This window comes from Roseateles saccharophilus (assembly GCF_004342485.1).
GTDB classification, from domain to species: domain Bacteria; phylum Pseudomonadota; class Gammaproteobacteria; order Burkholderiales; family Burkholderiaceae_C; genus Pelomonas; species Pelomonas saccharophila.
The window spans coordinates 59970-71202 of sequence record NZ_SMBU01000030.1; the positions used below are offsets into that span (position 1 = coordinate 59970).

The 11233-nt window shown below is 68.6% G+C and carries 11 protein-coding genes; 8 read left to right on the forward strand and 3 right to left on the reverse strand.

The features are described from left to right. The first annotated feature begins 6 nt into the window (after nucleotides 1-6). The 4 genes from metG to EV671_RS20245 all read left to right on the forward strand — a co-directional run bounded on the left by metG (nucleotide 7) and on the right by EV671_RS20245 (nucleotide 4910). Nucleotides 7-2052, forward strand: a complete 2046-nt coding sequence (metG, locus tag EV671_RS20230; RefSeq protein ID WP_132575124.1) for a methionine--tRNA ligase — start codon at nucleotides 7-9, stop codon at nucleotides 2050-2052. Nucleotides 2053-2193: 141 nt separating this feature from the next. After that, entirely contained in the window at nucleotides 2194-3840 is a 1647-nt protein-coding gene (locus EV671_RS20235; protein WP_132575126.1) for a SulP family inorganic anion transporter, read from the forward strand. Between the two features lie 20 nt (nucleotides 3841-3860). Next, the gene (locus EV671_RS20240; protein WP_132575128.1) at nucleotides 3861-4064 is read left to right on the forward strand and encodes a DUF3460 family protein; all 204 of its coding nucleotides are present in this window, start codon (nucleotides 3861-3863) and stop codon (nucleotides 4062-4064) included. Between the two features lie 3 nt (nucleotides 4065-4067). Then, the gene (locus EV671_RS20245) at nucleotides 4068-4910 is read left to right on the forward strand and encodes a segregation and condensation protein A (RefSeq protein WP_243655822.1); all 843 of its coding nucleotides are present in this window, start codon (nucleotides 4068-4070) and stop codon (nucleotides 4908-4910) included. Between the two features lie 9 nt (nucleotides 4911-4919). On the opposite strand, the gene EV671_RS20250 is transcribed toward EV671_RS20245, so the two are convergent. Then, nucleotides 4920-5375: a MaoC family dehydratase gene (locus EV671_RS20250; RefSeq protein ID WP_132575130.1), complete on the reverse strand. Its 456-nt coding sequence runs from the start codon at nucleotides 5373-5375 to the stop codon at nucleotides 4920-4922. Nucleotides 5376-5426: 51 nt separating this feature from the next. Between EV671_RS20250 and kefF the strand changes: the two genes are divergently transcribed. From kefF to EV671_RS20265, 3 genes are read left to right on the forward strand one after another with little or no spacing between them, the layout of a single operon-like run. Further along, complete coding sequence (kefF, locus tag EV671_RS20255; protein ID WP_132575132.1) at nucleotides 5427-6083, forward strand: glutathione-regulated potassium-efflux system oxidoreductase KefF; 657 nt, start codon at nucleotides 5427-5429, stop codon at nucleotides 6081-6083. Then, entirely contained in the window at nucleotides 6080-7927 is a 1848-nt protein-coding gene (gene kefC / locus EV671_RS20260) for a glutathione-regulated potassium-efflux system protein KefC (protein ID WP_132575134.1), read from the forward strand. The genes kefF and kefC overlap by 4 nt, the downstream gene beginning before the upstream one ends. Further along, on the forward strand, nucleotides 7924-8757 hold the full coding sequence (locus EV671_RS20265; protein WP_132575136.1) for an SIR2 family NAD-dependent protein deacylase: 834 nt from the start codon (nucleotides 7924-7926) through the stop codon (nucleotides 8755-8757). Before kefC ends, EV671_RS20265 begins: the two co-directional genes overlap by 4 nt. Before the next feature lie 408 nt (nucleotides 8758-9165). On the opposite strand, the gene EV671_RS20270 is transcribed toward EV671_RS20265, so the two are convergent. Then, entirely contained in the window at nucleotides 9166-10137 is a 972-nt protein-coding gene (locus EV671_RS20270) for a Bug family tripartite tricarboxylate transporter substrate binding protein (RefSeq protein ID WP_132575138.1), read from the reverse strand. 30 nt (nucleotides 10138-10167) lie between these two features. After that, entirely contained in the window at nucleotides 10168-10737 is a 570-nt protein-coding gene (locus tag EV671_RS20275; RefSeq protein ID WP_165917654.1) for a MarR family winged helix-turn-helix transcriptional regulator, read from the reverse strand. Between the two features lie 117 nt (nucleotides 10738-10854). Here EV671_RS20275 and EV671_RS20280 point away from each other — a divergent pair, with 117 nt between their 5' ends. Further along, on the forward strand, nucleotides 10855-11208 hold the full coding sequence (locus EV671_RS20280) for a VOC family protein (protein WP_165917655.1): 354 nt from the start codon (nucleotides 10855-10857) through the stop codon (nucleotides 11206-11208). Nucleotides 11209-11233: the final 25 nt, after the last annotated feature.

Sequence of the window (11233 nt, forward strand, 5' to 3'; positions counted from 1 at the left end):
GTCTCCATGCCCCGCCAGCTCTTCGTCACCACCGCACTGCCCTACGCGAACGCCGGTTTCCATATCGGCCACATCATGGAGTACACCCAGGCCGACATCTGGGTTCGCTACCAGCGCATGGCGGGATCGCAGGTGCACTTCGTCTGCGCGGACGACGCCCACGGGGCGCCGATCATGATCGCGGCCGAGAAGGCCGGGAAGACACCGCAGGACTTCGTCGCGGCAATAGCGGCCGGCCGCAAGCAATACCTCGACGGCTTCCACATCAGCTTCGACAACTGGCACTCCACCGACGGCGCGGAGAACCACGATCTGTCCAAGGCCGTCTACCTGTCGCTGCGGCATAACGAGCTGATCTCGACGAAGACCATCGAGCAGTTCTTCGACCCCGAGAAGTCGATGTTCCTGCCGGACCGCTTCATCAAGGGCGAGTGCCCCAAGTGCGGCGCCAAGGATCAGTACGGCGACTCCTGCGAGGTCTGTGGCGCCGTCTATGCGCCGACCGAGCTGAAGAACCCCTACTCGGTGCTGTCAGGCGCGACGCCGGTGCTGAAGACCAGCGAGCACTACTTCTTCAAGCTCAGCGACCCGCGCTGCGTCGACTTCCTGACCCAATGGACCCAGGAGACCGGCCGCCTGCAGCCCGAGGTGCTGAACAAGATCCGCGAGTGGTTCGAGCCCGACGAGGAAGGCAACAACCGCCTCAGCGACTGGGACATCAGCCGCGACGCGCCCTATTTCGGCATCGAGATCCCCGACGCGCCGGGCAAGTATTTCTATGTCTGGCTGGACGCGCCCATCGGCTACCTGGCCTCGCTGAAGAACTACTTCGGCAAGACGGGTCGCGACTTCGACGCCTTCATGGCCAACCCCGATGTCGAGCAGATCCACTTCATCGGCAAGGACATCACCTACTTCCACACGCTGTTCTGGCCGGCCATGCTGCACTTCAGTGGCCGCAAGACGCCCAACCACGTCTTCGTGCACGGCTTCATGACCGTCAACGGCGGCGAGAAGATGAGCAAGAGCCGCGGCACCGGCCTGGACCCGCTCAAGTACCTGAGCCTGGGCCTGAACGCCGAATGGCTGCGCTACTACATCGCCGCCAAACTGAACAACAAGGTCGAGGACATCGACTTCAACCCCGAGGACTTCGTCGCCCGCGTCAACAGCGACCTGGTCGGCAAGTTCATCAACATCGCGTCGCGCGCGGCCGGCTTCCTGGCCAAGCGCTTCGACGGCCGGCTCAGCGCCAGCCTCGGCGTCGAGGGCTCGGCCCTGCTGGAGACGCTGCGCGCGCAGAGCGGCGCCATCGCCGAGCTCTACGAGACCCGCGAGTTCGGCAAGGCCCTGCGCGAGATCATGGCCCTGGCCGACAAGGTCAACGAGTTCGTCGACCAGCACAAGCCCTGGGAGCTGGCCAAACAGGAAGGCATGGATGCGGCGCTGCACGACGTCTGCAGCGTCTGCATCGAGGCCTTCCGCCTGCTGACGATCTACCTCAAGCCCGTGCTGCCGGCGCTGAGCGGCCAGGTCGAGGCCTTCCTGAAGGTCGAGCCGCTGCAGTGGAGCGACAGCGGCCGCGCGCTCGGCGCCCACCGGATCGGTGCCTACCAGCACCTGATGCAGCGCGTGGACCTGGCCAAGGTCGAGCAGCTGTTCGAGGCGCCGCCCGCCCCCAAGCTCGTGCCCGGCGGCGAGGAGATCGCCCCCGAGATCAAGATCGACGACTTCGCCAAGGTCGACCTGCGCATCGCGAAGATCGTGAAGGCCGAACTCGTCGAAGGCTCGGACAAGCTGCTGCGCCTGACGCTGGATGCCGGCGAGGGGCGCACGCGCAACGTCTTCAGCGGCATCAGGAGCGCCTACAAGCCCGAGGACCTGGAAGGCCGGCTGACCGTGCTGGTCGCCAACCTCGCGCCGCGCAAGATGAAGTTCGGCATCAGCGAGGGCATGGTGCTGGCCGCCGGCCATGCCGACGAGAAGGCCCACCCCGGCATCTTCGTGCTGGAACCCCACGCCGGCGCGCAGCCGGGCATGCGGGTACGCTGAGCCCCATGCGCCGAGCAACGCCCCGCCCGCTGCTCGGCCTTCAGGGCATGAGCCGGCGGCGGCGCTTCATCGCCCAGCGCCACCACTGTGGACCTCCGAACGCGACGCCGCCCGCGTCGCGAAACATGTTTCGGAGAACCCATGCCCCTGCCCCGCCTGCATCCCTTCCGCCCCCGCAGCCTCGCGCTGCTTCAAGGCTATTCGCGCGGACACCTGATCGCTGACATCGGCGCCGGCCTGACGGTCGGCATCGTCGCGCTGCCGCTGGCGCTGGCCTTCGCCATCGCCTCCGGGCTGCGGCCTGAGCAGGGCCTGGCCACGGCCATCGTCGCCGGCCTGCTGATCTCGCTGCTGGGCGGCTCCAGCGTGCAGATCGGCGGCCCTGCGGGCGCCTTCATCGTCGTCGTCTACGGCATCCTGCAGCGCCACGGCCTGGCCAATCTGCTGCTGGCCACGATGGGCGCGGGCGTGCTGCTGTTCGTGATGGGCGCACTGCGCCTCGGCGTGCTGGTGCGCTATATCCCGGTGGCCATCGTCACCGGCTTCACCAACGGCATCGCCGTGCTGATCGCGCTGGCCCAGCTGAAGGACTTCCTCGGCCTGCGCATCGAGAAGATGCCGGCCGACTTCTTCGGCCAGATCGCCGCGCTGCACGAGCACATCGGCGGCCTCAACCCGATTGCACCGGCGCTGGCCGCGGCCTGCATGGCCCTGGTGCTGTTCTGGCCCAAGAACATCATGCAGGACAAGCCGCTCTCCGGCATCCGCCGCTGGATGGCCCTGCTGCCCTCCACCGTCATCGCCCTGGTGGGCGCCACCACCGCGACTGCGCTGCTGGACCTGCCGCTGGAAACCATCGGCAGCCGCTTCGGCGGCATCCCGCAGACCTTGCCCGCGCCGGCCTGGCCGGAGATGAGCTGGGCCGGCATGCAGCAGCTCGTCATCCCGATGCTGACGCTGGCCCTGCTAGGCGCCATCGAATCCCTGCTCTGCGCCCGCGTCGCCGACAAGCTGACGCCCGAGCTGCCGCGCCACGACCCCAACCAGGAGTTGATGGCCCAGGGCATCGCCAATCTCGCGGCGCCGCTGTTCGGCGGCCTGCCCGCCACCGGCACCATCGCCCGCACCGTCACCAATGTCCGCGCCGGCGCGGCCAGCCCGGTCGCCGGTATCGTGCACGCGCTGACGCTGCTCGGCATCCTGCTCGTGGCCGCGCCGCTGGCCGTGCATGTGCCGCTGGCGGCGCTGGCCGGCATCCTGCTGGTCGTCGCCTGGAACATGGGCGAGTGGCACGAGTTCGCGCGGCTGCGGCGCTTCAACCTGACCTACCGCACGCTGCTCGTCGGCACCTTCGTGCTGACCGTCGTGACCGACCTGACCGTCGCCGTCGAGGTCGGCCTCGTGACCTCCTGCGTCTTCTTCGTCTGGCGCATGGGCCAGCTGTTCACGCTGCAGCGCGTCGAGAACCAGCCCCTGCCCGAGGGCGTGGCCGCCTACGAGCTCTACGGCGCGCTGTTCTTCGGCGCCGTCGGCCGGCTCGAACCCCTGCCGGAGCAGCTGCCGCCGGGCACGCGGGCCGTCGTGCTGGAGATGCACCGCCTCGTCGTCATGGACACCTCGGGCATGGAGGCCCTGCGCGAACTGCACCGCGCCCTGCTCAAACGCGGCACCGCCCTCATCCTCGCCAACGTGAACCCGCAGCCGCTGAGCCTGCTGCAGCGCTCGGGCCTGGCCGACGAGCTGGGCGAGACCGGCATCGTGCCCTCGCTGGGCGAACTAAAATCCTGAGTTCATTCGAAAGACCCGCCATGCCGCTGTTCTGGAAGCCCTACAAGTCCGAAGTCACCCAATTCATCGACCAGCTCAAGGCCCAGCGCCCGACGCTGGAGGCCGAGCAGCGCGCCGGCCGCGCCCTGCTGTGGGACAAGGAGCAGGACCGCACCGCCCAGGCCGGTTTCGACCAGGCACGCGTGCCCCAGAAGCCCTACGTCTATCAGACGGACGGCAAGTAAGCCGTGACGACGGTCGTGGCCGACGAGCCCAGCCAGGCCGAGCCCGACCTGCCCGAGACGGTCGACACGGTCGCCGTCGCTCGCCTGTACGGCGAGCCGCTGTTCCAGATGCCGCTGGATCTCTACATCCCGCCGGATGCGCTGGAGGTCTTCCTGGAAGCCTTCCAGGGCCCGCTGGACCTGCTGCTCTACCTGATCCGCAAGCAGAACTTCAACATCCTCGACATCCCGCTGGCCGACGTGACGCGCCAGTACCTGAGCTATGTCGAGCAGATCCGCCGCCACAACCTCGAGCTGGCCAGCGAATACCTCTTGATGGCTGCCATGCTCATCGAGATCAAGTCGCGCATGCTGCTGCCGCCCAAGAAGAGCGAGGACGGCAAGGAAGTGGAAGACCCCCGCGCCGAGCTGGTGCGCCGGCTGCTGGAATACGAGCAGATGAAGATGGCCGCAGCCCGGCTGGACCGCCTGCCGGTGCTGGGCCGCGACTTCCTGCGCGCCCAGGTCCACATCGAGCAGTCGCTGACGCCGAGCTTCCCCGACGTCGCTACCTCAGACCTGCGCGAGGCCTGGCTGGACATCCTCAAGCGTGCCAAGCTCAACCAGCACCACCGCATCAGCCGCGAACAGCTGTCGGTGCGCGAGCACATGAGCATCGTGCTGCGCCGGCTGCAGGGCCAGCGCTTCGTCGAGTTCGAGCACCTCTTCGACGTGACCCGCGGCCAGGCCGTGCTCGTCGTCACCTTCATCGCGATGCTGGAGCTGGCGCGCGAGCGCCTGCTCGAGATCACGCAGGCCGAGGCGTTTGCACCGATCTATGTGCGGCTGGCGTACACGCCGACCTGAGCTGCCAATTCAGCGGTAATGCCGCGCCAGGCTCTCCGCCACGCACACCGGCTTGTCTAGGCCTTCGCATTCGATGGCCACGCCCACCGTCAGCTGCGTGGCGCCGCCCGCCACCTCGTCCAGCGCCAGCAGCTTGAAGGCCGCGCGCAGTCGGCTGCCCACCGGCACGGGCGCCGTGAAGCGCACCTTGTTGAGGCCGTAGTTGACGACCATGCGCGTCTCGCGCACCGAGAAGCCGGTCTCGAAGAAATAGGGGATCAGCGACAGGGTCAGGAAGCCATGCGCGATCGGGCCGCCGAAGGGGCCTTCCTTCGCGCGTTCGGGATGGGTGTGGATCCACTGCCTGTCCTCGGTCGCCTCGGCGAAGGCATTGACGCGGGACTGGTCGACCGTGATCCAGTCGCTGTGGCCCAGGGATTGGCCCACCAGGGGCTGAAGGTCGGCAAGGGTGTCGAAGATGCGCATCGGGGCTGACCAGAGTGGAGCTGTCTTGCAGGGACGTTACCCTAGCCGCCCATGCCCGACAGTAGCCCCCGCGACATCCTCGTCCTCGCCGCCCACCCCGACCTCGCGCGCTCCCAGGCCACGCGCACCGTGCTCGACGCGCTGCGCGCCTCGCCCGCCGCCGGGCGCGTGGAGTTGCGCGACCTCTACCGCCTCTACCCCGACTTCCACATCCACGTCGAGGCCGAGCAGCGCGCGCTGCAGGCCGCGAAGCTGGTGGTGCTGCTGCACCCCATCTACTGGTACAGCATGCCGGCGCTGCAGAAGCTCTGGCTGGACGAGGTGCTGCGCCTGGGCTGGGCCTACGGCCCCGGCGGCACCGCCCTGCACGGCAAGGACTTCTGGCTGGTGACCTCCACCGGCGGCGGCAGCGCCGCCTATGCCGAGGGCGGCCACAACCACCATGCCATCGGCGAATTCCTGCTGCCCTACCAGCAGTCCGCCAAGACCTGCGGCATGCACTATCTGCCGCCGCAGATCCTGCACGGCGCGCATCGCGCGACGGACGCCGGCATCGCAGCCCACGCCGAACTTTTCGTGAAGCGGCTGCAGCATTACCCAGACTGGTGCCAGTCGCTGGCCGCGCCCGAGGTGGGCGACGAGGAGGCCGTAGAGCTGGACGAGCGCCCGCCGATGTTCTCGGCGCTGGATGGGGGAGCTGCCGAATGAGCCATGGACATTGGCTGTTGCTTCCGCTCGTGTTCCTCGCCGCCGCCGTGCTGGCCGTGCCGCTGGCGCGCTGGCTGCGGCTGGGCGCCATCCTGGGCTATCTCGTCGCCGGCGTGCTGATCGGCCCCGAGGTGCTGGGCCTGGTGCCCGAAAGCGCCGCCATCCCCGAGGTGGCGGAGCTGGGCGTCGTGCTGATGCTCTTCCTCGTCGGCCTGGAACTGGAGCCCAAGCGGCTGTGGGCCATGCGCAGGCCCATCTTCGGCTGGGGCAGCGCGCAGCTGCTGGGCTGCGCGGCCGTGCTGACGGCCGTGGGCATCGCCACCGGCCACCCGTGGCGGCTGTCGCTGGTCGTCGGCCTGGGCCTGGCGATGTCGTCCACCGCCGTGTCGCTCGCGGTGATGGCCGAGCGCAACCTGGGCCGCACGACGGCGGGCGAGAGCATCCTGTCCGTCGCGCTGCTGCAGGACATCGCGGCCATTCCCGTGCTGGCCCTGGTGCCGGTGCTGGCGCTCAGCGGCGCGCACGACGACGGCGACGGCCGCACCTGGCTGGCCGCGGCCAAGGCGGTGGGCGCCATCGTCACCATCATCTTCGGCGGGCGGCTGCTGCTGCGCCCGGCGCTGCGCTGGATCGCCCACAGCAAGACGCCCGAGATCTTCACCGCCGCGGCCCTGCTGCTGGTGATGGGCACGGCGGCGCTGATGCAGCTCGTCGGCCTGTCCATGGCCCTGGGTGCCTTCCTGGCCGGCGTGCTGCTGGCCGAGAGCGAATACCGCCGCGAGCTGGAAACCGACCTGGAGCCCTTCAAGGGCCTGCTGCTGGGCCTGTTCTTCATCGCCGTCGGCATGGGGCTGGACCTGCACGCCGTCGCCGCCCAGCCCGGCTTCGTCGCGGCCGTGCTGGCGGCGCTGCTGGTGTGCAAGATCTTCGTGCTGCTGCCTATGGCCAAGGCCATGAAGATCCCGCTCGTCGAGCGCCCGGCCTTCATCATCCTGCTGGCCCAGGGCGGCGAGTTCGGCTTCGTCGTCTTCCAGCTCGCCCAGGGCGAGGGCATGATCTCCGCAGCTCAGAACTCGGCCCTGGTCGCCGCCATCGCGCTGTCCCTCGCGCTGACGCCGCTGCTGCTGAGCGGCGGCGACCGGCTGATGTCGCAGAAGCTGGCCCGCCTCGGCGAGAGGAAGAAACGCGACGAAGCCCCGCCGCCGCCCGCACCCATCATCATTGCCGGCAGCGGCCGCTACGGCCAGGTCATCGGCCGGCTGCTGCGCGCCAACGGCATCGAGGCCACTGTGCTGGACCAGGACGCCGAGGCCATCGAAGGCCTGCGCAAGTTCGGCTGGACGGTGCACTACGGCGACGCGACCCGGCTGGACCTGCTGAAGAGCGCCGGCGCCGCGACCGCGCGCATCCTCGTCATCGCCATCGACGACATCGCCCAGAGCGTGGAGATCGCCGAGCTCGCGCGCGAGCATTTCCCGCAGCTCGGCGTCGTCGCCCGCGCGCGCAATGTGCAGCACTACTACCAGCTGCATGCGGCCGGCGTGCGCCACATCGAACGCGAGACCTTCGACGCCGCGCTGATGAGCGCGCGCAGCGTGCTGGAGCTGACCGGCATGGAGCCCCATGCCGCGCGCCGCCAGGCGATGCGCTTCCGCCGCCACAACATCGAGGTGCTGAACCAGATGCTGCCGCTGCAGGGCGACGAGAACGCGCTGATCGCCGCCGCCAAGCTGGGCCGCCAGCAGTTCGAGCAGCAGATGGCCGCCGAGCGCGACGCCGAGGAACAGCACCGCAAGGCCCAGCGCGCCGGCTGGGAGAAGCAGGACGCGGGCCCGGCTCCATGAATGCCGAGGCCCTGGACCACGCGGCCGAGCTGATCGCGCAGGCCGACGCCCTCATCGTCGCGGCCGGCGCCGGCATGGGCGTGGACTCCGGCCTGCCCGACTTCCGCGGCGCCCAAGGCTTCTGGCGCGCCTACCCGGCGCTGGGCCGCGCCGGCCTGTCCTTTACGTCCATCGCCTCGCCCGCCAGCTTCGAGCGCGACCCGCGCCTGGCCTGGGGCTTCTACGGCCACCGCCTGGCGCTCTACCGCCGCACCGTGCCGCATGCCGGCTTCGCGCTGCTGCGCCGCTGGGGTGAGCGCATGCAGCACGGCCTGGCCGTGTTCACGAGCAATGTCGACGGCCAGTTCCAGCGCGCCGGCTACGACGAGGCCCTGATCCACGAATGCCATGGCTCGCTGCACTGGCTGCAATGCCTGCGCGGCTGCAGGCAGAACCCCTGGCCGGCCGATGCACTCGCGCCCGACATCGACGAGGCCGAGTGCCGCTGGCGCGGCGAGCTGCCGGCCTGCCCCGGCTGCGGCGGGCTGGCCCGACCCAATCTGCTGATGTTCGGCGACTGGGGCTGGCTCTGCGAGCGCTACGACGCCCAGGCCGGGCGGCTCGCGCGCTGGCTGCCCCAGGTAGAGCGCCCCGTCGTCGTCGAGATCGGTGCCGGCACCGATGTGCCGTCGGTGCGCCATTTCGGCCAGCGGGTGCTGGTCGAGCACGGCGGCCAGCTGCTGCGCATCAACCCACGCGAGCCGGCCATCGCCCCGGCCTTCGGCGTAGGTTTGGCTTGTGGCGCGGTGGAGGCGTTGGTGGCGCTGGACGAGAGGCTGGGAGTAGGCTGAGCAGGTGCGGCGGCCGATGCCGGTTGCCCGCGGAGGTCTGCTTCAGGCTGGTCAGAGTCATTCGACCATGGCCACCTGAACGTCGGCTACAACCATCACCAGTCATTCGATGCAGGCCGCCGGCTACGACCGCTTGAGCCTCGAGACCGGGTACTCGCCGGCCGGTGCCTGCCTCCGGGCTGCGAATGACTGACGCTCGCGTTTGTTCTGGCAACAACGAGGTTGCGATCTTGGTGGCGTTGATTTCGCGGCCTGGAGGGGCGGCTCTGGCCGCGGTGCCACTAGAGGGAGCCTTGTCTCGAAGCCGAGGCCCGTGAGCTCCCGTCAGGGGCGAGCTCACGCAATCGATCTGGGCAGCGGTTGCTTGGTGCTTTCAAGGCAGTGAAGACCCAGATGACAGGCGGCGCTTCACTCAGCTTTAATGCCTGCGCTGCGAATCAGCTCACGCCACACTGGCGTCTCCTGCCGGATCGTCTCGCTCATCGCGTCTCCGGTGCCGGGCTCGACGACGCGGCCGATTGACACATAGTCGGCCTTCAGCGCCAGCACGGCTCGTGCCATGGCCGCCTGGAGCGACGCCCTCTTCGTCGCAGGAAGACCCGGCGGGGCCACCAGGCCCACCCATATTTCGCCGACGCCTGGGACGCCAAGTTCATTGAATGTGGGCACTTGCGGCATGACATCGAGCCGCCTGCTGCCTCCCACCGCGATGGGCCTGAGCCGCCCGGCGCGGATGTAGGGCAACAGCAAGGCCAAGCCTTCGAGCGTCATGTCGACTTCGCCAACCAGCGTGGCCTGTACGGCGGCGGGGCCACGATAAGGAATATGCAGCAGCTTCGTGCCGGTGCTCCTTCGCATGAGCTCCATGCTCAGGTGCTGAGGCGAGCCGACGCCAGCGGTCCCATAGCGCAGCCCCTGGGGCCGCTCGTGGGCCAGCGAGATCAGCTCGGCCCACGTGTGTATCGGCAGCGACGCAGGGACCACCAGGACCTGCACGCCGACGAACAGGATCGCCACGTGGGTGAAATCGCGCATGGGGTCGTAAGGCAGGCTCTGGAACAGCGCAGGCGCGGCTGTCATTTGCATGGCATACACGAAACCCAAGGTCTGCCCGTCCGGGGGCGCGCGGCGCACCACGTCCAACGCGAGGACGCCGCCGGCAGAAGGCCGGTTGTCAACGACCACGAACTGCCCGGTCTGCGCCGTGAACGCCTCGGCGATCTGCCGGCCCGAGATGTCCATCGCGCTGCCGGGCGCCGCCCCGATCAGCAGGTGCAGAGGCGCCGTCGTGGGCTGCGGCCACCCCCCGGTGGCGGTAAAAGCTAGGGCCGCACCGAGGATCGCGCGGCGACGATTGTCGGGAACGAGGGACAGACCCATGGAAGTCTCCTTGTCAGCCGCGCCCCTTGGTCATGGTCGCGGGAACGTGTTGGCCGGCGCGACCGCTGAATTCGAACTCTCGCGCCCCAACGTGCGGACAGGGCGCCGACGCCCGTTGCCTGGACGCGCGAGCTCACCGTTGGCCTCCACCACCCGGGCCAGCAGGTTCAGGAATGTTTCGCACTCGCCCTGCGTTAGCGGGGCCATGACGCGTTCTTGCGCCGCGAGCACCTTGGGGCGCAGCCGGCTGCGCAGCTTGCGGCCCGCCTCGGTCAGATGAAGCGCATAGGCTCGTCGGTCTCCAAGGACGGGATCGCGTCGGACCAGGCCCATCGCTTCGAGCTCGTCGACGAAGCGGCTGGCCGAGTTCGGATCGATGCTCTGTCGCTCGCACAGCCGCCGCTGGCCGATTCCCGGCTCAAGGTGGATGGAACGCAGGATGCCCCACTGCGTCGACACCAATCCCGACCCCTCGAGCGCCTGGGACAGGACCCCCAGCGTGAGCTGGTGAAAGCGCCTGGCCAGATACGTCGGCCCACGCCGAGGCGCTTCGCGCTCGTCGCCGTCCAGATACCGCTGCAAAAACGACTTGCCATCCATGAATCGATGCATATAGTTAGTATTGTGATTATCATCATAGTCACGATAGTCTGCCAAGACAACTCCCGGCGGTGCAGACTCCGACGAGTTGGCCGCCAGTCCAAGGAGCATTTGCACATGAACGATCTGCCCAAGATGGCCCTGGCCCACTTCGGCATCTACGTCGTGGACATGGCGGTGATGGCCGACTTCTATACCCGTGTGCTGGGCTTCTCCATCACCGATCGCGCGGAGATTCGGGGCGCAAACCTGGTCTTCCTGTCGCGCAATCCCGAAGAGCATCACCAGATCGTGCTGGTGCCCGGGCGCGATGCGGCGTCGGCCTCGACCATCAACCAGATCGCGTTCAGGGTGGTGTCGCTCGCCGAACTCCGGCGCGTGTACATCCTGCTGCGCGACGAGCCCCGGCGGCCACCCAAAGTGCCCCACTTATGGCCACTCAAACTGCTCCACCTGGCCGGGGTGAATTGACCCGTTGAACACGGTCGGTCAGGCG